General features: G+C 54.5%; 13 protein-coding genes and 1 riboswitch. Of the genes, 3 read left to right on the top strand and 10 right to left on the bottom strand.

The features are described 5' to 3' along the window. Window positions 1-36: 36 nt before the first annotated feature. A complete protein-coding gene (locus K0T92_RS07110) occupies window positions 37-8,748 on the bottom strand; it encodes a WIAG-tail domain (protein ID WP_219871743.1) in 8,712 nt (2,903 codons plus the stop codon). Between the two features lie 276 nt (window positions 8,749-9,024). Here K0T92_RS07110 and K0T92_RS07105 point away from each other — a divergent pair, with 276 nt between their 5' ends. Together K0T92_RS07105 and K0T92_RS07100 are read left to right on the top strand one after the other, a co-directional pair. Then, complete coding sequence (locus K0T92_RS07105) at window positions 9,025-9,765, top strand: MBL fold metallo-hydrolase (RefSeq protein ID WP_219871742.1); 741 nt, start codon at window positions 9,025-9,027, stop codon at window positions 9,763-9,765. Window positions 9,766-9,850: 85 nt separating this feature from the next. Then, complete coding sequence (locus K0T92_RS07100; RefSeq protein WP_219871741.1) at window positions 9,851-10,453, top strand: CGNR zinc finger domain-containing protein; 603 nt, start codon at window positions 9,851-9,853, stop codon at window positions 10,451-10,453. A gap of 469 nt (window positions 10,454-10,922) precedes the next feature. On the opposite strand, the gene K0T92_RS07095 is transcribed toward K0T92_RS07100, so the two are convergent. The 8 genes from K0T92_RS07095 to thiC form a co-directional block, all read right to left on the bottom strand. After that, on the bottom strand, window positions 10,923-11,759 hold the full coding sequence (locus K0T92_RS07095; RefSeq protein WP_219871740.1) for a hypothetical protein: 837 nt from the start codon (window positions 11,757-11,759) through the stop codon (window positions 10,923-10,925). Between the two features lie 579 nt (window positions 11,760-12,338). Further along, window positions 12,339-12,599, bottom strand: a complete 261-nt coding sequence (locus tag K0T92_RS07090; RefSeq protein ID WP_219871739.1) for a YqkE family protein — start codon at window positions 12,597-12,599, stop codon at window positions 12,339-12,341. A 432-nt stretch (window positions 12,600-13,031) separates the two neighbouring features. Continuing rightward, complete coding sequence (gene thiD, locus K0T92_RS07085) at window positions 13,032-14,039, bottom strand: bifunctional hydroxymethylpyrimidine kinase/phosphomethylpyrimidine kinase (protein ID WP_219871738.1); 1,008 nt, start codon at window positions 14,037-14,039, stop codon at window positions 13,032-13,034. After that, window positions 14,036-15,169: a glycine oxidase ThiO gene (gene thiO, locus K0T92_RS07080; protein ID WP_219871737.1), complete on the bottom strand. Its 1,134-nt coding sequence runs from the start codon at window positions 15,167-15,169 to the stop codon at window positions 14,036-14,038. Before thiO ends, thiD begins: the two co-directional genes overlap by 4 nt. A 2-nt stretch (window positions 15,170-15,171) precedes the next feature. Then, on the bottom strand, window positions 15,172-15,993 hold the full coding sequence (locus K0T92_RS07075) for a thiazole synthase (protein WP_343223655.1): 822 nt from the start codon (window positions 15,991-15,993) through the stop codon (window positions 15,172-15,174). 5 nt (window positions 15,994-15,998) lie between these two features. Next, the gene (gene thiE / locus K0T92_RS07070; RefSeq protein ID WP_343223654.1) at window positions 15,999-16,853 is read right to left on the bottom strand and encodes a thiamine phosphate synthase; all 855 of its coding nucleotides are present in this window, start codon (window positions 16,851-16,853) and stop codon (window positions 15,999-16,001) included. A gap of 54 nt (window positions 16,854-16,907) precedes the next feature. Further along, entirely contained in the window at window positions 16,908-18,026 is a 1,119-nt protein-coding gene (locus K0T92_RS07065) for a ThiF family adenylyltransferase (protein WP_246627944.1), read from the bottom strand. After that, complete coding sequence (gene thiC, locus K0T92_RS07060; protein ID WP_219871735.1) at window positions 18,019-19,779, bottom strand: phosphomethylpyrimidine synthase ThiC; 1,761 nt, start codon at window positions 19,777-19,779, stop codon at window positions 18,019-18,021. The genes K0T92_RS07065 and thiC overlap by 8 nt, the downstream gene beginning before the upstream one ends. 54 nt (window positions 19,780-19,833) lie before the next feature. Here thiC and K0T92_RS07055 point away from each other — a divergent pair, with 54 nt between their 5' ends. Continuing rightward, entirely contained in the window at window positions 19,834-20,013 is a 180-nt protein-coding gene (locus K0T92_RS07055) for a hypothetical protein (RefSeq protein WP_219871734.1), read from the top strand. 33 nt (window positions 20,014-20,046) lie between these two features. Further along, window positions 20,047-20,157, bottom strand: a riboswitch (TPP riboswitch). Between the two features lie 64 nt (window positions 20,158-20,221). Here K0T92_RS07055 and K0T92_RS07050 read toward each other — a convergent pair. Continuing rightward, window positions 20,222-26,326 carry a glycoside hydrolase family 78 protein gene (locus tag K0T92_RS07050; RefSeq protein ID WP_219871733.1) on the bottom strand — a complete coding sequence of 2,035 codons (6,105 nt, stop codon included), beginning with the start codon at window positions 26,324-26,326 and terminating at the stop codon, window positions 20,222-20,224. Window positions 26,327-26,389 lie beyond the last annotated feature (63 nt).

Raw genomic sequence — 26,389 nt, 5'->3', positions numbered from 1 at the left:
GGATATTGTTCGCTTTATTGCCGTCATTTCCAGGCCTTAATTAGTTATGCCGATGGCGATCCAGTTTAGCAATCCTTTAGGTTCGGGCGATATGCGGGTACGCACTAAAGATATTTGAACCGCTGAAGCCAGCTTTGTTTTTACATAGGCATAACAGGCGGAATGATCGGTTATTGCGACAACAACATACTCATCATTGGCGAAAGGCTCCTCGAAAACAATCGTAACATCCAACTGCTCGCCCTGCCCCTTGAAATCGTAGGCTGCCATGCCGAATTGTTGACAAGCGCCGACATTGGATTTGGTAGTGGCAACGGGAGTGAACGCAAGCTTGCTGGCATTGATGGAGCCATCCAATAATTGCTTGCCATCCAAGCTCTCCTCCGTAGATGGTGCAGGATTCAAAACTCCTGGCGCCAGATGAGCCGCACTTATCGAACCAAGTGCAATGGCATCCGAAGTAACCGCTCCGAAGGCAAGTTTGGACGACTGGATAGAACCCTCAACGAGTCGTTCACCCGATATAGCGCCCTCGCTGAATTCAACATGCTGCTGTTGCAAAAGCAATCCCGGCGCGAGCTTATCCGCAGTAATCGCTCCATCCTGAAGCGCATCCGTGCCAACTGAATTAGTTGCCAGCTTGGAACTCGTTACTGAGCCTGCGCTAAGGGCTTCCTCGGTGACCGCGCCTTGCGCTAGCTTCTGGCTCGTTACTGAGCCTTCACTGAGGGCTGCTTCGGCGACTGCTCCTTGCGCTAGCTTCGAACTCGTTACTGAGCCTTCGCTGAGGGCTTCCTCAGTGACTGCTCCTTGGGCTAGCTTCGAACTCGTTACAGAGCCTTTGCCCAGGGTTGTTTCAATGACCGCTCCTTGGGCTAGTTTCGCACTCGTTACTGAACCTTCGCTGAGGATTTCCTCCGTGACCGCGCCTTGTGCAAGCTTCGAGCTCGTTACTGAGCCTTCGCTGAGGGCTCCTTCGGTGACTGCTCCGAGCGCTAGCTTCGAACCCGCTATCGAACCTTCGCTAAGGATTTCCCCGGTGAATACTCCTCGCGCCAGCTTAGAGCTCGTTACAGAGCCTTCGCCGAGGGCTTCCTCGGTGACTGCACCAGGCGCTAGCTTCGAACCCGTTACCGAACCCTCGCTGAGGGCTTCCTCGGTCACCGCGCCTTGCGCTAGCTTCGAGCCCGTTACCGAACCCTCGCTGAGAATTTCCTCGGTGACCGCTCCTTGCGCTAGCTTCGTGCTCGTTACAGAGCCCTCGCTGAGGGCTTCCTCTGTGACCGCTCCTTGCGCTAGCTTCGAGCCCGTTACAGAGCCCTCGCTGAGGGCTTCCTCGGTGACCGCTCCTTGCGCTAGCTTCGAGCCCGTTACAGAGCCCTCGCTGAGGGCTTCCTCTGTGACTGCTCCGAGCGCTAGCTTCGAACTCGTTACAGAGCCTTCGCCGAGGATTTCCTCGGTGACTGCTCCGAGCGCTAGCTTCGAACCCGCTATCGAACCTTCGCTAAGGATTTCCCCGGTGAATACTCCTGGCGCCAGCTTAGAGCTCGTTACAGAGCCTTCGCCGAGGACTTCCTCGGTGACTGCACCAGGCGCTAGCTTCGAACCCGTTACAGAGCCTTCGCCGAGGGCTTCTTCGGTTACCGCGCCTTGCGCTAGCTTCGAACCCGTTACAGAGCCTTGGCCGAGGGCTTCCTCGGTGACTGCACCAGGCGCTAGCTTCGAACCCGTTACAGAGCCTTCGCCGAGGGCTTCTTCGGTGACTGCACCAGGCGCTAGCTTCGAACCCGTTACCGAACCCTCGCTGAGGGCTCCTTCGGTTACCGCGCCTTGCGCTAGCTTCGTGCTCGTTACAGAACTTTCACTAAGGATTTCCTCCGTGACTGCTCCGAGCGCAAGCTTCGAACCCGTTATCGAACCTTCGCTGAGGGCTTCCCCGGTGAATACTCCCCGCGCAAGCTTCGAGCTCGTTACAGAGCCTTCGCTAAGGGCTTCCTCAGTCACTGCACCACGCGCTAGCTTAGAGCTCGTTATCGAACCTTCGCTAAGAGCCTCCTCGGTAATTGCACCTTGGGCAAGCTTAGAGCTCGTTACAGAGCCTTCGCTGAGGACTTCCTCCGTTACCGCGCCTTGTGCAAGCTTCGAGCTCGTTACCGAGCCTTCGCCAAGGGCTTCTTCGGTTACCGCGCCTTGTGCAAGCTTCGAGCTCGTTACGGCGCCTTCCCGTAATGCTTCCTCCAGTACCGCACCATTCGCTAACTTTGCACTAGTCACCGAGCCCACGCTCAGCGCTCGCTCCGTTACTGCTTCGTAACCCAGCTTTGCACTGGTGACCGAGCCTTCACCAAGCGCTTCTTCCGATACTGCGCCATAAGCCAATTTCTCTCGCGTCACTGAGCCTTCACTGAGAGCTTCCCCGATTACCGCTCCACGCGCTAGCTTCGAAATCGTTACCGAGCCTTCACTGAGGGCATCCTCCGTGACTGCTCCGCGCGCCAGCTTCGAACCCGTTACGGCGCCTTCGCTGAGAACTTCCTCCGTGACTGCTCCGCGCGCCAGCTTCGAACCCGTTACGGCGCCTTCGCTGAGAACTTCCTCCGTTACCGCTCCACGCGCTAACTTCGAACTCGTTACCGAGCCTTCGCTGAGGACTTCCTCCGTTACTGCTCCCCGCATTAGCTTCGAACTCGTTACCGAGCCTTCGCTGAGGGCGTCCTCGGTTACTGCTCCACGCATTAGCTTCGAACTCGTTACCGAGCCTTCGCTGAGGGCGTCCTCGGTTACTGCTCCACGTGCTAACTTCGCACCCGTTACAGAGCCTTCGCTAAGGGCTTCCTCCGTTACTGCTCCCCGCATTAGCTTCGAGCTCGTTACCGAACCTTCGCTGAGGGCGTCCTCGGTTACTGCTCCACGTGCGAGCTTCGCACCTGTTACCGCGCCTTCGCTAAGGACTTCCTCGGTGACTGCACCTTGCGCAAGTTTCGAACTCGTTACAGAGCCTTCGCTGAGAGCTTCCTCGGTTACTGCTCCGCGCGCCAGCTTCGAACTCGTCACCACGCCTTCTCCCAGCGCTTCTTCCGATACCGCGCCATGAGCCAGCTTTGAACCCGTTACCGCACCTTCGCTGAGGGCGCCCTCCGTTACTGCTCCACGTGCGAGCTTCGCGCCCGTTACCGCGCCTTCGCTAAGGACTTCCTCGGTGACTGCACCTTGCGCAAGTTTCGAACTCGTCACCGAGCCTTCGCTGAGGATTTCCTCCGTCACTGCTCCAAACGCTAGCTTTGAACCCGTTACCGCGCCTTCGCTAAGGGCTTCCTCGGTGACTGCTGCGAAAGCCAGCTTTGAACCCGTTACAGAGCCTTCGCTGAGGGTTTCCTCGGTGACTGCTCCGCGCGCCAGCTTCGAACTCGTCACCACGCCTTCTCCCAGCACTTCTTCCGATACCGCGCCATAAGCCAGCTTTGAACCCGTTACCGCGCCTTCGCTAAGGGCTTCCTCGGTGACTGCTGCGAAAGCCAGCTTTGAGCCCGTTACCGCGCCTTCACTGAGAGCTTCCTCGGTTACTGCTCCACGCGCCAGCTTCGAACTCGTCACCACGCCTTCTCCCAGCGCTTCTTCCAATACCGCGCCATAAGCCAGCTTTGAACCCGTTACCGCGCCTTCGCTGAGAGCTTCCTCGGTCACTGCTCCGCGCGCTAGCTTCGAACCCGTCACCGAGCCTTCACTGAGGGTTTCCTCGGTTACTGCTCCGTGACCCAGCTTCGAACCCGTTACAGAGCCTTCACTGAGGGTTTCCTCGGTCACTGCTCCGCGCGCTAGCTTCGAACCCGTCACCGAGCCTTCACTGAGGGTTTCCTCGGTTACTGCTCCGCGCCCAAGCTTCGCACTCGTTACCGCGCCTTCGCTGAGAGCTTCCTCGGTCACTGCTCCGAACGCTAGCTTCGAACCTGTCACCGAGCCTTCGCTGAGGGTTTCCTCGGTCACTGCTCCGCGCGCTAGCTTCGCACTCGTTACCACGCCTTCGCCCAGCGCTTCTTCCGATACCGCGCCATGCGCCAGCTTCGCACCCGTTACAGAGCCTTCGCTCAACGCGCTCTCCGTTACCGCTCCGTAACCCAGTTTCGCACTCGTCACCACGCCTTCGCCCAGCGCTTCTTCCGATACCGCGCCATGCGCCAGCTTCGCACCCGTTACAGAGCCTTCGCTCAACGCGCTCTCCGTCACCGAGCCGTGACCCAGCTTCGCACTCGTCACCACGCCTTCGCCCAGCGCTTCCTCCGATACCGCGCCATGCGCCAGCTTCGAACCCGTTACGGAGCCTTCGCTCAACGCTCTCTCCGTCACCGCTCCGTAACCCAGCTTCGCACTCGTCACCACGCCTTCGCCCAACGCTTCCTCCGATACCGCGCCATGGGCCAGCTTCGCACCCGTTACAGAGCCTTCGCTCAACGCGCTCTCCGTCACCGAGCCGTGACCCAGCTTCGCACTCGTCACCACGCCTTCGCCCAGCGCTTCCTCCGATACCGCGCCACGGGCCAGCTTCGAACCCGTTACCGAGCCTTCGCTCAACGCGCTCTCCGTCACCGAGCCGTAACCCAGCTTCGCACTCGTCACCACGCCTTGGCCCAGCGCCTCTTCCGATACCGCGCCATGGGCCAGCTTCGCGCCCGTTACTGAGCCTTCGCTCAACGCTCTCTCCGTCACCGAGCCGTGACCCAGCTTCGCACTCGTCACCACGCCATCGCCCAGCGCTTCTTCCGATACCGCGCCATGCGCCAGCTTCGCGCCCGTTACCGAGCCTTCGCTCAACGCTCTCTCCGTCACCGAGCCGTGACCCAGCTTCGCACTCGTCACCACGCCATCGCCCAGCGCCTCTTCCGATACTGCGCCACGAGCCAGCTTCCCGCTCGTCACCGCTCCTTCGGCTAGCGCTTCCTCCATAACCGCGCCTTCGGCCAGTTTCGAGCTCGTTACGGAGCCTTCGCTCAAGGATTCGTCGACTACAGCTCCATGAGCGATCTTCGTTCTCGTTACAGAAGCTTCGCCGAGCGTTTCCTCCACTACCGCGCCTCGCGCCAACTTAGCGCTCGTGACCGATCCATCGCCGAGCGTTTTCTCCACGACTGCGCCTAGCGCTATCTTCGAGCTCGTCACCGCGCCTCGCGCCAGCTTCACATTCGTCACCGCACTAGCGGCAAGCGATTCTTCCGCCACTGCACCTAACGCAAGCTTCGCGCTAGTTACTGCGCCTTCACCAAGCGCTTCTTCCACGACTGCGCCATAGGCCAGCTTCGAACTCGTCACCGCGCCTGTATCAATCGATTCCGCAACAACAGCACCAGGAGCCAGCTTCGCGCTTGTAACCGAAGAATCGCACAGCACATCGCCAGTTACTGCACCATGCGCAAGCTTCGCGCTGGTTACCACCCGGTCAGCAAGCTTTGTGCCAACAACCGCTCCTGGCGCAAGCTTCGTACTCGTAACCGATTCATAACCAAGCGAATCCTCCACCACTGCACCGTAGGCAAGCTTCGCACTCGTTACTGCCGCGTCGGCAAGCGAATCCTCCACGACTGCACCATACGCAAGCTTCGCACTCGTCACCGCGCCTTCGCCAAGCGCATTCTCTACAACTGCCCCCTGTGCCAGCTTAACACTAGTGACCGTTCCGTCTGCCAGAGCTTCTTCAACAACTGCACCTGGTGCAAGCTTGGAGCTCGTGACCGAGCCTTCACCCAGCGCAGAATGCAGGACAGCACCCTGTGCAAGCTTCGCGCTCGTGACTGCACCCGATTGAAGCTGGGCTTCGCCAACCGCCTGCTCGGCAAGCTGCTCGGTTGCAATTAGCCCTTGCTCCAAGTGCCCTTGGCTGATGGAGCCCTGCTTGATTTTGCTGCCGTGAATGATCCCGTCCGGCGCTCTTTCGAATGCGTACAATTCACCTGCCAGATGCGCTTGTGTAATCGAACCTTTGCGTATGTGGTAGCCTTGAACCGCTTCCGCCTTCATATGCTTGCCCGCTATCGTCTCCAGCAGAATATGCTCGCCACTAACAGACAATCCAGCCAGCTTGGCGCCCGTTATTGCCTTATCCGCCAACTGCTCCGTTCCAACGGACTGCTCGGATAAATGCATCTGAAGCACACTCTCCGGCTGTAAATGCAGACTGCCCACTGTTGCATCCGCCAGCTGCCTTGAACCGATCGCTCCTCCGGCTATATGCTCGGAATGGATCGCCTCGGATTGTATCGTCGTCCGTCCGACTGATCCATCCTGCAGATGGCTGCTGCCCACACTGCCGCTTGCCAGCTTTTCTTCCGTTACAGAAGATCTGCTGATATGCTGCTCTCTGACACAATCCTCATGAAGATGCACGCCAAGTATGGACTGCTCCGACAAATGACGGCTTCCGATCAGCTCATCTGCCAAATGATTGCCGTCAATTGCGCCCTTGGCCAGCTTATTGGCTGTCACTGAACCATCGACCAGCGCGCTGGTGGTTACACTTCCTGTTGCCAAATGATTGGCTTCCACAGCTCCGTTAGCTAGATGGAACGCATCTATTGCATCTTCCGCAAGATGCTTGCTGTCCACAGATCGAGGCGACAATTGCACGCCTGTAACGGCATTCGGCGCCAGCTTAGAGGTTGTCACACTGCTCTCGGCAAGCTTGATCGACGTAACCGCCCAATCGGTTAATTTGTCCGTCGATACACTTTCCGGAGAGAGCTTAAGCGAATTGACAACATGGTCGGCAAGATGGTGGGAGTATACAGCCCCAGCTGCCAAATGACGCTCTGTCACTGCCCCGTTCGCCAGCTTGGCGGACTTCACCGCACCGTCCTGCAGCGCATTCGTGACAACCGAGCCGTCCGAGAGATGCTCCTTCTCAATCAGGCCGTGCTGCAAATGTCCCGATCCGATCACTTCAGGCGACAGCGCCTCCTCCATGACCGCTCCAGGAGATAGATGATAAGCACGAATAGCTTCAGAGGAAATTTTGTCGAACGTGACAGACTCATCTGCCAAATGCTTCGTTTCCACTGCATTCTCAGCCAACTTGACCGCACTGATGCTTCCGTCCGCAAGCTTGCGGGTCGTTACTGCCCCCTCGGCAATTTGCGGCTGTCCTACTGCTGCCGGGCAAATATGCCGCTGCTGTACAGACCCCGCAGCAATTTTGCCGTCCGTTACGGCACTGTCTGCCAGATGCGGAGTTGCTACACTTGAGCCTGCCAGCTGCTTCGATCCAACTGAACTGACCGAGAGATGCCGGGCTTCAATGCTATCTTCAGCGATTTTATCAGTTGTGATGCTGAACCGCCCCAGATGCCGCTCGTTAATCGACTCATCCGCCAGCTTCGCAGCTGTTATGCTTTGATCCGCTATCTTGGAAGATGTAACCGATTGATCAACAAGCTTCATTGTAGAAACAGCCTGATCGGCAATCTTCGGTGATGTTACAGCAGAATCAACCAGATGCTCGGATCCGATTTCATTTGCCTTGATGTGATCTCCGTTTACGGCGCCCTCTTGAAGCTGCTCTGATCCGACCGCCCCTTGCGCAATTGCTTCCGTCCTTACGGCAGAGGGCTGAAGCTCTCTTGCCCCTACCGCTCCTTCGCTTAAGTGCTTGGCGGTTATTTCGCTTGGGGCCAAATGCTTTCCCAGCAGTATGCCTTCACCAACATGCTCAGCAAGCAGCATCCCGGGTTTAAGATGTTCGGAGTCTACTGCGCCAATGCTAAGCTTCTCGCCTGTAACCGCACCGTCCCGCAGCTTGGAGCGCGACACTGAACCGTCAGCCAATTTGGACGTATGAATGGCGTCGTTGGCAATATTCTCCGTGCGAATCGCGCCGCTCTTGATTTTGTCCGATGTTATGGCCTGATCATCCAGCAGCTCAGTCGTCACCAGCAAAGGCTTCAAGTGCTTCGCTTCAATGGAGCCCTCTGCTATTTTATCCGCGCTGATCGTACGGTCTGCCAGCTTAGCTGATACAATACTGCCATCCTTCAGCTTCTCGGTTGTAATGGAGCGGTCACGGATTTTGGAACCGGATATCGCGTTGCGGGCAAGATGGTCACTGGTGATGGATTCCTGGGCAATTTTGGAGGATTGAATTGCGCCATCGGCGATTTTGATGCTTTCAACCGCAAAATCGGCCAGCGCCCCCGTTACAACCGCGCCTTTCTTCAGCTTCGACGACTCCACAGAGCCCGGCGCCAGCTTCTCGCTCGTCACCGCATTGTCTGCAATATCATCGGTATATACGAATGGCGTCGGTCCTTCCGGCATGCGCGCTTCCTCAAGACGCTCTTCTTTGCTGACTTGATCGATCTTTGGCGGCTCTTCCGCCTGCTGTCCCCCCTGCTCCAGGATCGGCTCCGGGGTCTGCTCTGGTGCCTGCTCCTCTGCCTGTACTTCCGCTGCTTCGGCAGCCGTATGATCCCCGACGGGGGACTCCTGCTTCAGCTCCGGTTCTGGCTGTACGTCAATATCCTCCTGCTCCGGACTCGGCTGATCATTCTCATCTGGCCGCGGCTCATTATCCATCTGCAGTTCCTCATAGGCTTCGACAGCTGCAGCCGCATTGACCTGCACCGGCTTCTTGTTCGATAAACGCGCGGCGGCGACTTCTTTTTTCTTCATGTCATCCAGCCATTTCAACTCCGAAGTGTTCGGATTATCTACATAAAATAGCGGCTTCCGTCCTGCGGAGCTCTTCCCTTTCCTGCTCTTCGCCATAGCCCTCTCCTTCTTCCACCTTGGAATGTCATAGGTATCATATGCACCGGACTCTAGGCAGGTCACTAGAATGAAGGGATAAAGTCGGCAAGCGCTATTGATCCGGCAAGCAAAAACATGCCAATCCTTACAAGCCCGCTGGCGGACAGGAGGCGTTTAATTTTTATAACCTTTAAAATTGTTATTTACAAGTTATAAAATCCCGTGTATAGTGAGTTTATAACCACTTAAAATTATTTTAAAGGTTATAAATTTCTTTGAAAGGAACGATGGGACATGATTATTCAAAAACTGCCTTGGGCTGGCATACATATTCAACTTGATGGAGCAAATCTCGTGATCGATCCCTTGTTCAACTTTCCCGGCAAATTCAATCAACCGCATGAGCCGTTCTTTCCCTTGAACGAGTTTGGGCCGGTAGACGCTGTTCTTATTACCCATCATCATGGAGATCACTTTGACCCTGAGGCTATTTCCGCTTATTATGGGGACGATGTTCCGGTTTATTTTCCGATGGAGTCTCTGCAACTGGCTACGGCGACAACGCTGCGCAATGTTCAGGGTGCCCATGTCGGCGACTCCTTTACCATTGGGCCTTTTACGGCAACAGCTGCACATTCGGTTGATGGTATGGGTGATCCGCAGATTGCGTGGATTGTTGAAGGCGGCGGCAAAAAGCTGATCCACTGCGGTGATACGCTGTGGCATGGCTACTGGTGGAAAATCGCCAAAGCTCACGGCCCCTTCGATGCGGCCTGCTTGCCGGTAAACGCAGCTGTAGTCGAATTTCCAGGGATGACTCCGAGCGGCCAGCCCATTACACTCTCGCCCGAGCAGGCTGTATCCGCAGCCGTTGTGCTCCGTGCATCAAGACTAGTGCCTATTCACTACATTGCCGCTCACCATCCGCCGATCTATACCGAGACACCCGATATTGTGCAGCGTTTGGCGGCAGCGGGCAACAATCAACCCATTGCTATCGCTATCTTGCAATCGAAGGAGCTTTTGGAGCTGTAGAAGCGGACGAATTACTAAAGGAGCTTTTGGAGCTGTAGAAGCGGACGAATTACTAATCAAGCCTGTAATGGAGGTCTAAAAACTGGTGGACAAATCATTGTTTCTACTGGGAGGATCCCCGTGGATAAATCTGCTCAATACGCTGGTCATGCACAATAAACAGCCGACTGATCTTTTGGCCGATCCGGAGATGATGGGGCAGTGGCTGGCGGCGAATCAATTGCTGCCGGAATCGCACTTTCCTCTGGATGAAGCGGCTTATGAGCCATTGAGAGCCAGCCTTGCCGCTGTCCGCGAGCTATGTACCCGTATTCTGTCTGATCTAGAGAGCAGTGGGGAGTTGTCCGGGGCTTCATTCTCTTTGCTGAAGGAGCATGTCGAGCGGTTGAATATCGAGCTGACGGCATCACTTGAGGGTGGCAAGCCCACTCTGCTGTATACGGGCCAAACATCCTTCGATGGCATCCTATATACCATTCTAAGCTCCGTATTCAGTACGCTCAATCATGTGAATGCCGACCGAATCCGCAAATGCGAGCACGAGGATTGCATTCTCCACTTCATCGATGTATCCAAAAGCGGTAAAAGGCGCTGGTGCAGCATGGAGTCATGCGGAAACCGCAATAAGGCTGCCCAATTTTATGATAAAACAAGAAAGCAGAGAAGCAGTGCCAAAAGCAGCCGCTGAGAACGGCAGCATTCTTCAACGTGTGATCGAGCACCACACGGCGGAAGGCGCGCGGTGCGGCGGAAACGAAGTCCGCTGAACGGATGGGTGCGAGCATGAATGGTGTGGTGGCGAGCAGGAAACACCGCCAAATACGGAACGTTATGGCTAGCCCGTCGAACATCGATGCGGCGAATGCAACAATGATTGGATTTTCAACAGTAGAGGCCAGGGTCGCGACCCTGGCCTCTACTGTAAGCCGGTTTTTCCGTGTCTCGGCGTGCATACAGGAGAATGCTTATCTCTGTAAGCGTGTTTTTCAGCTTTACAGATCTGCGGTTGGTCAGGGATGCGAGACTGCCATCTCCTGTAAGCCGGTTTATCCGTGTCTCGGCGTGCAAACAGGAGAATGCTCAACTCTGTAAGCGGTTTTTTCAGCTTTTCAGCTCTGCGGTGGTCAGGGTTAACCGGGAGGACTTAGTCCTTCTGCTCAGCTATTGTTCTCATTGCTGGAACAGCCTGATTCTGTTCGCATTGTTTGAATGCCTTTGGACAATGTCGCCATGTACAGCTCTGAGCCATGCCAGTCAATATCCGTTACAGGCACACCCGGCTTGACGGAGAACAGCGTAAACTGCTTGCCGAGCCGTCCGATCCGATACAGTCCGCGATCTGTGCATACATATACATTCGGATGCTTCGACACAACCCCGAATACGAATATATCGCCAAACTGGATCGTATCAAAACCTCCGCTGCCATTGCTCACAATCAGCTCCCCGCGCTCGCTTGCTCCGACCAGATATTCCTTGGAGGCGGCGATGCTCGTCACGCCAAACCCAAGCTCAAACCCCGCCCAACGATCCGTTAACCGGTCATACATACTAATGCCCTGATCCAATCCGACATACAAATATTGCGGCGAAAATAAAAAGTCATATACGGTGGAGCCTTCGAAAGCGGATTTCTTCCACTTTTTCCCGTCATTGTAGATCAGGCCATTCTCAGTTGCGGCAAAGCCATAGCCCCATTCTTCTTTATACTGATAGCAAGCGCTGTCTACTTCAGTAGAAAGCCATTGCCCATTGGCAAGCCCATAGAGTCCTCTGCTCGTGCAAGCATACGGCTTGCCGCCAATGAGCTGCAGCCGGTTAATCGTGGAACCTTCCGGAAGACCATTGGAAAGCCCGCTCCATTCCCCGTCCTCTGTTTTATGATACAGGCCCCTGCCCGGGGATGCCGCTATAAGGGAACGGTCCGAGCGCACCTTTACCGAAGAGAAATGAATCGGACTGGATTGCCAGCTTTTATAAGAATCAGGAGACATTATTCGTCAACTCCTTGTATTGTTCATACGAGTGCATCATCATTCTTTATCATTTTAATTGATAATGATTATCACTGTCAAATGAAATGATGCTGAAAACGATAAACAGCCCCCTTAGCAGAATCGAACAGGCACTGCTCACAAGAGCAATGCCTTAGGCTGTCTGAGAAAAAGTCTGGCGGACTTTCTTTCCGACAATGTAATTATTAAATTGGAGTACTCGACATTTTAGGAAAAGGCTCCAAACGAAAATCGGTCGGCAATTGACTTCACCAACTGGCAGACAGAGAAAGAAACCTGCACACGTGCAGGAATTTCGGTTAAAAGAAGCCGTAAGTGGTAGAATGCCTGCGATAGTGCAGGAATAGGAGGAGGAAATGGCCGATAGAGGGGAAATAGGGAAAAATCCCTGCACTTTGGCAGGTATTTCATCTTCAGCAGGCCAAAACGGGAGAAAAGATGCAGTTTCGCAGGCATGTTTATCGGTTATAGAATCTTTTCCCCTGGTGAGGAGTATTTTTCAACAGCCTGAGGCACTGCTCACAAGAGCAATGCCTGCTGGATACCGCCTGAATATGATTATTTATGTTTGCGCCAATCTGTGCTGCTGTTATTGAGCAAGTATTCAAAATCATTCTCCAGACGCTTCTGCTCTGCCTTGCGCGCCTCCTCGTCCTGCCTTCTCTGCTCCTCCAGCCGCTTCTCTTCCGCCATACTTAGCTCGTCGGCCTGCGCTTTGAGCTTGCTCAGAACATCAGGACTAAGAAGATCCTTCAGTGTGGCGGGTTTATCCTGAGAAGCTGCGCTTGGAGAAGGAGGCTGCCTCCTCTTCTTCGCCATAGCATTCACCTCAATTTCTTTTCCCCATTATAACGCGTGGCGAAATGATGCGCCAATAAGGCAGGCGTCAGCAAAGTATGGCGCGCTGGGCGCTCTTAGCGCTCTTGGCGCTCTTAGTGCTCTTAGCGCTCTTAGCGCTCTTAGCGCACTTGGCGCGCTGGGCGCACTTAGCGCACTTGGCGCTCTTAGCGCTCTTGGCGCACTTAGCGCTCTTAGCGCTCTTGGCGCGCTGGGCGCTCTTGGCGCGCTGGGCGCTCTTAGCGCACTTAGCGCTCTTAGCGCGCTGGGCGCTCTTAGCGCACTTAGCGCTCTTAGCGCGCTGGGCGCTCTTGGTGCAACCAGCGCTTGGCGATGCATGAGTGCTTGGCAAGTGACGGCGGTTGGCGCCGACCCAGCGGGAGGCACGCAGTCCGTCAACGCGGCTATTCGCTGCTACTTCCTCCGATGTGCTGCATGCCACAACGAGCCGACTCCGCTGCCAAGCGGTACCGAGCAGGAGATTGCATCTGTGACGAACCGTTTGGCTTTTATCGCTGCTTTCGGCACAGATAGACCGAGTGCCAGACAGGCGGCAAGGGCAGATGCTGTCGTACAGCCCGTGCCATGTGTATGAGCAGTTTGCAGACGAGGGGAACGCAAAATAATCGGCTTTGCAGCATGTGACTGCTCCGTTCCTAGAAGCACATCTACAGCGAAGCCATCCGATTCAAGCGCTCCGCCTCTGCCGGAATGATCCAGCGCGAAATCGATATACGTTCTATTCGCACTGGAATTAGCATTTCGCACGGGTGGCTGATCCCCATTGTCCCTCAAGTGTCCACCCTTCAGCAGCACGTAACGGGGGCCGAACTCCAGCAGCTTATATGCCGCTTCAATCATGTCATCCACGCTCGCGACTGCCGATTCCGGCCAGCCAAGCAATTCACATGCCTCCGGTATATTGGGGGTGATCACTTCAGCCAGCGGGAATAGCATTGTCCGCAGAGAGGATATCGCCTCTGCACGAAGCAGCGCGGAGCCATCCTTGGCATGGAGGACCGGATCAACAACGACATGGGCGACACCGTGACCTTGAATGGATTGTGCGACAAGCTGCACCACATCCGGTGACAGCAGCATTCCGGTTTTCATGACCTTGGACCCGATGTCACCGAGTACGGAATCCAGCTGCGCCTCCACCATTTCGAGAGGAACAGGATGTATTGCCTGTACGCCAGTGCTGTTCTGGGCTGTAACCGCCGTAATGGCTGTCATTCCGAATACGCCAAGCTCCTGGCAGGTCTTGAGATCAGCCTGAATACCCGCTCCACCGCCGGAGTCCGAACCAGCAACGATTAGAATACGGGGCGGCTCTGCAGCAGAGCTGTCCTTATGCCTGCCCAAGTGTTCCCCCGAACTTCTGCTTCGGGCATCCGCCAAATAATCATCCGGCGCTTTCATCTGGCACCTCTTGCCGATGCCAAGGAGAAGCGGTCTGGGGCGAATGAGGACAGTGATTCCGAAGCCGATCGGCCTGCTAACAAACCGCCTACAGCAGCAGCTGTGACCGGACTAAGCAGGATGCCATTGCGGTAATGCCCAGCGGCAATAATAATATCCGGCTTGCCGGGCACAGGTCCGATAAGCGGCCAGCCATCAAGCGTCGCAGGTCTTAATCCCGCCCAACGGATGACTGGCTCTCTTCCCTCCAGAAACGGGAGCAGACGCGGCCCCCAGCGGACAAGCCTGTTAATACCACGATCCGTTACCGAATTATCGTATCCTGCAACATCCTCGGAGGCTCCGCATACGAGAGTGCCATTTTGCTTGCCGACCCAATAAGCTTGGCTGGAGAAGACCATATGGTTCACCTGCGGCAGCGGGCCATCGAAGGCGCAAATCTGTCCTCTTATCGGGTGGATAGGAATTGAAAATCCGAGCAGCTCCGCATAATGGCAAGCCCAGGCTCCGGCACAGACAACCAGCTTGTCACCATCGAAGGTGCCTCCATGACTTGTTGTTACCCTGATGCCGCTGCCTGTATCCTGGACCGTTACGTCACCCGCATTGGCTTGCAAATGTACCCCCAGCTTCCGGCACGCCACTTCCAATGATTCAACCAGCTTAGGGGCATTCACGTGACTTTCATGCGGGCTGTAGAGTGCCGCTGCCGCACCGCCAGATAATTCCGGCTCCATCCCGTGAAGCTGTCCCCCTTCCACAATTTCGGCGTCAGCGCCGAATTCGCGCTGCCAAGCCATTCTTGTATGAAGCGGCAGTACATCGGCTTCGTGCATAGCTACCGTAAGACTGCCGGTTCCCATTAACTCTGCGCTTATGCCGGACACCGATTCAATACGCTCAACCCAAGCCGGATAACGGCTGAGGCTGTCCAGACATAACCGGAAGAATGCATCCGGCTGCTCCGCATTCTCCGTATAGGGCGCAAGCATGCCCGCCGCTGCTCCCGATGCCTGGCCGCCGAATGCGCCAGGTTCAATAACCGTAACATGCGCACCGTTCCCTACAGCCTCGAAGGCGCATGAAAGACCGATGATGCCCCCGCCGAGAATAAGAATACGAGGGGGCACGATTATTGGCTCCCTTCATGCGAAGCCGCATACAACGGTGCGGGAATTCCTTCTGCTTCGCTGCTGGCTGATGCATACTTCCGCTGCGGAATACGTCCAGCCTGATAAGCTGTCCGCCCTGCCTCTACAGCCAGTCGCATGGCACGGGCCATCGCCACCGGATCATTCGCCTTGGCCACTGGCGTGTTCACCAGAATACCGTCCGCCCCAAGCTCCATTGCCCGCACGACATCAACTGCGGAGCCGATGCCCGCATCTACAATAATGGGCACCTTCGCATCCTCCACAATCAGCCCGATGTTGTATGGATTAAGAATACCAAGGCCCGAGCCGATCGGCGCTCCCCCCGGCATAACAGCGGAAGCCCCCGCTTCCTCCAAACGCTTGCAGAGGATAGGGTCATCCGAGGTGTAAGGAAGAACGACAAAATCGTCTTTGACCAGCTGCTCTGTCGCGCGCAAAGTTTCAATCGGATCAGGCAGCAGCGTCCGCGGATTGGCACTGATCTCAACCTTAATCCAATTGCCGAGTCCCGCCGCTCTGGCAAGCCTGGCGATGCGAACAGCCTCATCCGCATTGTTGGCTCCCGACGTATTCGGCAGAAAGGTCAGCTCCCGGTCTGCCATATGCTGCAGGATGGAATCGTCCTCGACACTTTCAAGGTTGACGCGGCGAACCGCAAAGGTAATAACCTCTGCACCCGAAGCATCCAGCGCCATCTGCAGAACAGCCGGGCTCGGGAATCTTCCCGTTCCTAAGAAAAAGCGCGATGAGAGTCTTTTCCCGTTAATGACAAAAGGATCATGATGTCCTGCTGCGATCACTTCGTTCAGCCCCCTCCTACAAAATGAACAAGCTCCAAAACCGCGCCATCTGCAATAGGAGCAGCCCCCCATCGCTCATGCGGCACGATCTCGCCATTCAATTCAACGACCATTCTCTTGCCGCTGAGATTCAGCTGTTCCACCAGCTCTAATACCGTTCGCGCACTCGTCCGCTCTTCGCGTCCATTAACACAAACCGTGCACGTCGAGCCCGCTATTAAATGATCCATTTGCTTCAGCCTTATATGATGCAGGAACGTCCGGCAAGCCTCCGCCGGATCCTCGCTTCCGACAATAGCCGATACGGCACAAATACGCACAGCACCCGCTTCAAGCACAGCATCCACATTATCGAGCGTTATGCCGCCGATTGCGACGAACGGCAGGCGAACCCTCTGTGCCGCTTCACGGACATAGTCCGTAGTTACGGCCTTCCTGCCTGGCTTTGTGCCAGTCGGATAGACAGGGCCAACTCCGATATAATCCGCGCCGCCTCGCTCGGCATCCAGCGCTTGATCGATATGGTGGGTCGAGATCCCGATTATTTTGTCCGGCCCCAATATCCGCCTCGCTTCCGCAAGCGGCAAATCATCCTGTCCGAGATGCACTCCGTCCGCTCCAACTGCCAGCGCGATATCGATATGATCATTGATGATAAAAGGCACGCCATACCGCTGGGTCAGCTCGCGCAGCGCGTAGGCTTGAGCGAGCACTTCCCGCTTGGGCGTCTCTTTGGCCCGCAATTGCAAAATATCCGCGCCGCCAATCAGCGCCCGCTCCATCACATCGAGAAGGCTTCGACCAGGATGATAATTCTCACCCGTTATGACATACAAGCGGCAATCGTCCAACTTCTTCATCCAGCTGTTCACCCACTTCTTTCCATGTCCTCAATAACGGCAACTCTTACCAAATCAGCAGTCCAGCACGCTCACAACATACCGGTTGCACAACGTCACAGCCAGCAGCGGGTCCTGCGTTCCTTGCACAAGAATACGTCCATCGGGAAAAATAACAAGCCGCTCAGCATCCGTAATATGTGCTCGGACAAGGTAGGGATTGGCAGTCACAATGCAGCCCTGCGATGTCATCGCACGCTCTATGCCGGGCAAATCGATCCTCCGGTCTAGCGTTACCTGCACGCTGTCTCTTCCGCACAGCGTGACCGTCCGCGGGATCTCCGCATGATCATGCTTCCCATGCTGCTCTTCGCCTGCATTCGCGCTGCAAATTGCACAGCCCGGCACAGGACGGGGCAGCGCAGATTCGTAGACCCGGAACGGCCAGAGATGAGCGGTGAGCCACGTCTTCCTCAGCGCATCCCCGTTGCCGGTCAGCCACTTCAGCGCCTCGACAGCCTGCATCGAAGCGATCCATTCGACGATCGGCGAGATAACGCCGATCGTATCGCAAGTCTCCGCGCCTTCCTCCTGCTCATCCCCGCCAATCAAGCAGCGCAGGCATGACGTTGCCCCCGGAACGAGAACAGCGCTCATTCCTTGCGCACCGGCAACCCCGCCGTAGAAGAATGGAATACCGGCACGAAAGCAAACATCGCTCAGCAGCAGCCTGGCAGCTGCGTTGTCCGTTCCATCCAGCACGAGATCGGCGCCTTCGATAAGCTGCTGCGCGTTGCCTTCCGTCACGTCGACGACGAACGGCTGGATCGTAATGCTGCTGTTAATGCGCCGCAGCTTGTTGACCGCCGCCACCGCCTTGGGCAGCGCCAGCCGCGCATCCTCCTCATCGAACAGCATCTGGCGCTGCAGATTGCTCGGCTCCACATAATCACGGTCAGCAAGCTTGACCGTACCAACACCTGCGCGAACCATATGCTGAGCGAGCGAAGCGCCAAGCGCCCCGCTGCCCACGATAAACACAGTGGCCTCTCTCAGCTTCTTCTGACCGCTCATGCCAATTGGCGAGAAACGGGTTTGCCGTGAATAGCGTTCCGCCCATCCGCCTTGCTCGTTGCCATTCGATGAGCTTGGCGAGTCTGCCTCCACAGCAGTCCCCATACTCCTATCAAGCATAGATCGAGCTGCCGGCAGCCTTGAACGATTCCGCCTTCTCCTTCATGCCTGCTTCGATTGCCTCCTGTGTCTCAAGGCCATGCTCCGCCGCATAATCCCGAATATCCTGCGTAATCCGCATGCTGCAAAATTTAGGTCCGCACATGGAACAGAAATGCGCGGATTTGGCCGCATCTGCCGGAAGCGTCTCATCGTGATAAGACATTGCCCGCTCAGGATCAAGCGAGAGATGGAACTGGTCGCGCCAGCGGAACTCGAAGCGAGCCTTGGAGAGTGCGTTGTCGCGGATTTGCGCGCGCGGGTGGCCTTTGGCAAGGTCAGCGGCGTGAGCAGCGATTTTGTAGGTAATAACCCCTTCCTTCACATCCTCCTTGTTCGGCAGTCCCAAGTGCTCCTTAGGCGTTACATAGCAGAGCATCGCCGTACCGAACCAGCCGATCATCGCCGCTCCGATGGCAGAGGTAATATGGTCATATCCCGGCGCTATATCAGTCGTCAGCGGTCCTAATGTATAGAACGGAGCCTCCTGGCACACTTCCAGCTGGCGATCCATATTTTCCTTGATGAGATGCATCGGCACATGTCCGGGGCCCTCGATCATCACTTGAATGTCGTGCTTCCAGGCGATTTTGGTCAGCTCGCCGAGCGTTTCCAGCTCACCGAACTGCGCCTCGTCATTGGCATCGGCGATAGAGCCCGGACGCAGTCCGTCTCCCAGCGAGAACGACACATCGTACTGCTTCATAATGAGACAGATGTCTTCAAAATGCGTATACAAGAAATTTTCCTTATGATGCGCAAGGCACCAGGCCGCCATAATGGAGCCGCCGCGCGAGACGATACCCGTTACACGCTTCGCTGTAAGCGGGATGTAGCGGAGAAGCACGCCAGCATGAATGGTGAAATAATCGACGCCCTGCTCCGCCTGCTCGATCAGCGTATCGCGGAATACTTCCCAGCTCAGATCCTCGGCTTTGCCATCCACTTTCTCCAGTGCCTGATAGATCGGAACCGTGCCGACCGGAACAGGTGAATTGCGTACGATCCACTCGCGCGTTGTGTGGATGTTTTTGCCCGTGGACAGATCCATAATCGTATCGGCTCCCCAGCGAGTCGCCCATGTCATCTTCTCCACTTCTTCCTCAATGGAGGAAGCGACTGCGGAGTTTCCGATATTGGCATTGATTTTTACGTGAAAATGACGTCCGATAATCATCGGCTCGCTCTCCGGATGGTTAATATTCGCAGGAATAATAGCGCGGCCCATTGCAATTTCGCTGCGTACAAATTCCGGCTCCATGCCCTCGCGAATCGCGATATATTCCATCTCAGGCGTAATGATGCCCTTGCGCGCATAATGGAGCTGCGTCACATTGCTTCCTGCCTTGGCGCGCAGCGGCTTGCGCTCTAATGCCGGGAACAGCTCGGCACCTTTCTTGACCATCGTTTCTTCCGTGCTGAAGCCATTGTCCGCAGGCTTGATCTCGCGGCCCTCATAAGCCTCTACATCTCCCCGCTCCTCAATCCATGCGCTGCGAAGCGCAGGAAGGCCGCGGCGAACATCAGACTCATAAGCTGTATCCGTATAAGGACCGCTGGCATCGTAGACACGGATCGCTTCATTCTGTTCCTCGCCGTTGCGGCCTGTTGTCGGAGATAGTTCAATTTCACGCATAGGCACGCGCAGGTCAGCGCGGCTCCCTTGTACATAAACTTTGCGGCTGCCCGGCAGCGGATTCGTCAATATCGCCATAATATAAAAACCTCCCAAGGTATGGTTGGATAATCCCTAGGAGGCGCATGAGGTATGAAGGGTGTGATTGACATTGCGTGCAGCATCGCAGCCGTCCATCACCAGAGCGCACAAAAAAACCGCTCCGGCGAAGGAGCGGTGAATGTCGCGGTCTGTCCCCCGAAAGTCGAAGCATACACTTCAGACTCAGGGGCTCGAGCAATCCGGTTCATTATGATCGTCCATCACAAATGATAGGCCATCATAATAGTCAGGAGGCTCGATATCGCACGTACAATCCCACTTTCCTACGCTGGCATGACCCAGATCAGGTTCGAAGGGACCAAGGTATCTGCATACCTTATCTCAGCCCATTATTGGGCGCCCCTAGTGGATTTCCTGGTTCGACTATAACCCTGCCCGGCAGCCCGTGTCAATCATTATTTTGCCAAGTACACCTCGCCTACTGCCTGCGGTGAACGCCTACCGTTTGCCCAATATTGCCTGCAATCGTGACTGGTACGGTCGTGGTTTTTACCGTTCCATTGCTGTAGGTCACCGTAAAAACAAAGGCCAGCGGACCATCCGGCAGATGCTCAAAGCTCTCATCCCACATCTCGCCGGACCAGGCCGTTCCGGCACCATTGGATACGGTAAGCGGTGCTGAAAACCCGTTCATCGCCACCACTACCCGCTCTGCCTTCGTCGCCGTACCGGTTGCCGTTGTCCCTGCTGTGAGGACGAATTTTTCACCTGCCCAAAAAACAGCATAATCCCGCGGGCTGTTGTCGCCGCCGCTTGCCTTCCTGTTGAAGGCCTTCCGCCGTTCATCCCATAGCGAAGTATGGCTCACCTGCCCCTCTGCCTTGAGCGGCAGCACTTCAATTGACTTCTCCAGCACGACTGCAGGGGCTTTGCCGTCCGAGACCGACATCACTACTTTGTAAACGCCTGTCTTCGTCCCTTTGAATACCGGCCCCTTGCCCCGATAAGGAGGGTTGATGGTATAAGCAAAGGCTTGCTCCACGCCGTCCCGATCCGTTACCTTGTAATTCACTTGAAGCACATCCTGGTCAGGATCGTCTGCAGCATGTGACAAGTGAATCATATCCCCTTCGTAGACTGGCTTGGGCGTCCAGTCAAAATCTGCTGTCGGAGGCCTATTCGTCTCGATATAGAAAAACTTGGGCTCACTCCACCCGCTCCAATCATAGCCGTCGTATGCACGAACGATTATGTACATCCTTTCGTGCTCAGGCAGATCAACACTTGGCCGCCAACTCCTCACGCTGCCCGGCTTGATGCCAGTATCCAGCAGCGGGATTCCGCCATATTTGTAAATCATCAGCTGGTAGCGGCTCTGTGCGTCCCCCTCTTCATCCTCATACCGCCATTGGAACGCAGGGCGCAATTCCAGCAGCTTCGCCGGATTGTTCTGATCCGTACTTTCCGGAACCGTGATCTCGGCCACCGGCTTCCGGTTCACAATATTCACCTGCCGGCTGGATTGCGCTTCAGCGCCTGACGAGTCCTGCACAAGCTGACGAATCTGGAATGTCCCCAGGCTGGAGAAGGATTTTGTCCAATTCGTGCGCGATGTGCTCTGCATGGATTCCGCTCCGCCAGTAGTTATATTGCGAATATAATACTCATGCGGCAAATTCTCGCGTCCCCCATCCTCGGCATCGTAGGCAGTCGAGTCGATTGTAATCGGGACATTGCGGAACGTATGGATGGAAGAGGCTGAGAAGCCAGGCACAGGCGGTGATTCAGGCGTTGGAATGGAAGTTGCGTCCAGCGCGGTGATCGTATAGTCCGACCATGCGCCGTACTCGTCTTTTACCGCCATTCCGATCTCGTAATAACCCGCTTCCCCAGGAGTGACAAGCTTCTCATAAACAGTTGCTCCCGATGGCGTTGTATAATAAAATTTCTTCTCCGCGATTCCCCTTGTCCGCAGATAATCAATCCCTCCTGCTTCGGTGGAATACTTCGTATGGCTCTCATACCGGTCGGGATCATAGCTCCTGTCCGTCCAGAGCAGCTTGCCATCTGCGCCTGCCGTAACTGTGAATAGAGCCACCGGACGACGATGCACCGTAACCTTCTTCATATATGGATTCGATTTCTTCCGGTACGCAGCAAATGTCTCATCCGGATACGGATAGTCAGCATTGGGATCATCTTTGGCACGCAATGTGACCGTATAGTCGCCAACCTTGTCAAAGCTTAGCCGCTCGGTATCGAACACTTGGCCATTCATGGCCGAAACACCCCCGTTGTTAATAAATCTTGGGGTATGCTGGATGCTCCACTGGTAGGAGCCTGCCTTAGGATCACCCTCTGGATCAAGAAAAAGGATGTTCTTATATGCGACATGCGCGCTTGCCGTCTCTTCATCCAGTATCGCATACTCTCTGGACCATTCCACCTTGTAGTCAATAGCCTTATACGTGAATGAGCTGAATCGGACAAAGGCCTTGTCGCTGTAATAGCCAAACCTCCCCTCGGAGAACGTATAGTCTGCTGCGGCAAGTATAGGAATATTATTGAGAAACACCTCGATCTCGCCGCTTGCAGCCTTGATTCTGACGCCGTAGCTCTTATCCGATTGGAACGGATAGCTGGCGCTTTGCAGTACCGTCCTGCTGCCGCCCACATATTTTACAAGCTGAAGGGAGCTGCCATCTGTTTCTACGGCATAACGATTTCTCGGATCCTGCATACGGAAAGAGAAGCCCATCGTCTCGTTGTCGTAAGGAATATCCAGCATTCTGAAACTGAATTTCATCTCTGCATCTTGAAGGGATAGATTCGACATCAACTGCCCGTTTGTATATGCTTTTCGCACAAGCGGTGTCGTTGTCGGCGTACCTGTCCCAACATTCAGCGTATATTGATTGTCTCTCAAATCGGTAAAATATACATAGAAGCCGTCGCCAAAATATTCGCCATAAGGAATAGTGTCACTTACATCCAGCTTGCTGACAAGCGAGCCGGTCGGGCTATAAACGCTCCCCAGATCAGTCCGATTGCCGTCTGATGTAACCGTTCCTTTGCCTGATATAGAGTTGCCGCTCCAATCCACATAATAATTGCCGATTAGTACCGGGTTCACATCCGCCCCCTGCAGCTTCGAGTACCGATGCTTAATAGCGCCGCTGTGCGTGTCCAATACCATCATTCCGTCAGCGGGCATCGTACCGTAAGCATCTATTCTCTGAATCTCGTAGAAGCGTGCTGCTACTTCCGATTTGAAGGGATTGACCGCAAGCCCGATATATTTATCGAAGTCGAACATACTGCCGATTGTTGCTGTGGAGCCTTTTGTCGGATATCCCTGTTCCATCGGGGCGGTCATGTAGGTTCGCCATGCAACTGCCAGATCCGGCGTATATTTGGTGACACTGAGATCGTAATACTGATCATGATCCCCATTGCGGAGCGTAAAGCCTTCTTGCGAATAAAGGTTGCCGTAAGGATCACTGAACAGCATCCCCACTTTGTACTTCGCCCCGTGATTATTAATAACTGCCGGATCTCTTGGCGCAGGAATCGTCCAGTCCGGTTTATCAATAAGCGTCAGTTCGGGAGTGATCTCGATCCATCTCGTAATCGGGGCCCCTGCTCTATGATTCATGAACGTCGAATAGTCTGAGCGCAGCAGGACACGGTTGCCTCTCGTATGGTCAATTTTCCACATCGACCAGCCGTTCATGTCTGACCGTCCCAAATCATAGACTACGTTCCTCTCTTTAATCAGCGCTCCTGTCAAGGCGTGATAAATGCGCAGATTAATATGCTCATTGATTTTCTCCACAACATAAAGATATTGGTCTGTTACGTCCCAATCCAGCAGCCACCCCCGATTAGGGATCACAAATTTGTACGGGCTTCCGTTCTTGTATTTGTACCTGAGATACCCGCCACTCGGATGAAGAAATGGCTCCAGCGGCGACAGCAGTTTAGGATCGAGTGCATATATTCCATTAGTTGCCGAGGTGGATAGACTGTTAAAATAGAACAGCTTCTTATTGGATCGCAGCTTGATTCCTTGATTCTCTCTAAAAACATTCCCTTGCAAGTCCACTAGCGCATAGGACAGACTGGTATTAAAGCTGCTGGCTGATCTCCAAGGCGATAGCCGATTATTGCCGAAACCATTATTGATCAATGGGAAATTTCTATACGCATAATTGTCCAAATACACATATTTTCGATAAATGTTATCTCCCTGATCGCCAAAGTTTTTGCCCTCGCCGCCAATTAAACTGCCGCCCTCCGCACGCCACAGATTGGTTTTGTTGAACACCTCTTCATGACTGTTCGTGACATAAACCGGCCAATGAATCATATCGCTCGCCCCAATAGTCTCCGCTGCATCAAGGTCAGGCTGCGGATTTTTGCCCTCCACTTCAAAAGAGACCTCTGGCGCATTGTTCACGACATCCAGAATGAGCGCAGAGTGGGCCGCAGCCGAAGTATCTCCTGACTTCCCGTAGGCTTCCGTAACTTTGACATAGAACAAATATTTGCCTACTTTAGGCGGGTTAATGACGACGTTGCCGGGCTTGCCTTCAATAGGCTGCCATGCATCATCGCTGAATCCATTGTTTTTGGCGTCATATTTGAATTTGTACTCGGCTTGAACAATCTCATCTCCGTCAGGACTGTAGGATTCGTTAATAATTACAGACGATTCATTCCGAATTCCGAGTGAAGGTACCTTGAGCTTGGCCACTGGCGGCTGATCCGGTTTGACAATCAATGTGCAAGTAGCTGGCGACTCCGATTTCAAGCCTGCCGAATCATATACTTCGAGCGATACAGTTGCCGTTATATCTTGATCCGTTCCATTAGTGTAGGAAGCCCGCTTATTCGTCCATTCGTCACGGCTATGCTGGATCGTTCTGCCTAAGGGGCTGTAGCTCCTGCTCGAGCTGAAGGCATCATCCCGCACAGGATGATTCTCGATGACGGCTGGCGGACAATCGATGACCGGGATCGGATTTCTTGGTACGACATTGATATAAGTCGATGCTTGTGCCGTTAATCCCCATTCATCACGTATTTGGGCAGAAATATTGTGGAAGCCCTTTTCCATCGCAATGGTGTACATTCCCCATTCATGAGCCGCATATTTGCTTGGCAGTGACTGGATCCATCGCGACTGGCTTTGACTAAAGAAAAACTCATCAAAATATAGCGTGTCCCCATCCGGATCAGCCGGTGTAGGAACAGTCGGATCTTGAATGACAACGAGATTCAGCACCGTTCCCTCTACGATGGTGTGAACCGGCTTGGTCGGCTCCTCCGGTCTGACAAATGCGATTTGGAACTGGGGTGGTTCGTTATCATCCGGGCCATTGACGACCAAAGTTTTAGGCCCGATCCAGTTCGATTCGCCGCAGCTCGTCTTTATTTTCATATATGCCCTATGCGTGCCTACACCAATAACCGACGGGTAAGACGAATGGGTGAAAGCAGAATCCGTCGTTTGTCCGGCTACATCTGGCCCCATCCATGTCATTCCTCGTTCCAGCTTGTAAGAATGAGACTGGTACGTACATCCGTTCAGCCGGAAATCTTTTGGATGGAGAACAAAGGAATCCCGATATGCAATCGTCTGGGGAACAACATCAAAGTCTCCTGTCCAATCAGCAGCCTTATCGTAAAAAAAGGTGATGTACGCCTTTTTTTGCGCATGGTTAAGAAGCACATTCGCGCTTGAACCATTGTTAATGGTATCGTCGAAAGCAGTATATTTTATATTATGCCCTGCTACTGTGCCATAAGAGTCATCCCCGTGCAACGTTTGCGTGTGGGGCAGTGCAGCAACGGGTATCCGGTTGTCGTCCTTCATCACGAATGGCTCCGTTGGACTGTTTCTCACCATGTGACGGACATGGATTTCACCAGCGGTCACCAATGCGTCATAGAAATAGTACAAATAAGCCGTCTCAAAGCTCCCGTCGTAATTTCCAATCTCGTAATCGGCATTTGTATAGGGTGGCGCAAGAGACGGTGGTGTGCCCGTTGTCGATTTCTTGTACCCTGCATACTCATAGTTTGGATTAATGGGATGACGGGGCCTGTAGGGCGCTCCTACTACCAATTGATCCTCGTGATCCGTGAACAGCCAGTCGAGACTCTGCCCGTCCTTCGTAAAATGCTTTACGATCACCTTTCCGCCGTCTTTCTTTTTATAGTAATAATGAATGATATACTTATCGAAATCCCCCTTGTATTTGAACGACGGCGGGATACCGCTTATGATATCCCCGCTGGGCGGATCACCTGTTGTCGATTTCTTATATCCGATGTATTCATAGTCGGGATGAGTGCCAGATGATGCCGGATACTGTTCATTCACATCCATATCCAACTTGTAGTTGGGCATTACTGCATTCAAGCTCTGCCCATCTGTCGTGAAATGCTTCGCCTCCAATTCTCCATACAACTCGACTTGGATTAGGATGGGGATGTAGATCTGCCAACCTTCCACATTGGGATCACATCCCTCACAGGCATACTCTCCATTCTCATTAGGCTCATTTATTAAATCCATAGGTGGTCTTCCATTCCCCCACAATTCCGCAGTAATAGAAAATGGTATTTCAATTGTAGCCGT

This window comes from Paenibacillus oenotherae, from assembly GCF_019443105.1.
GTDB lineage: Bacteria > Bacillota > Bacilli > Paenibacillales > Paenibacillaceae > Paenibacillus_Z > Paenibacillus_Z oenotherae.
This window is presented reverse-complemented; position numbering and strand designations above follow the sequence as displayed.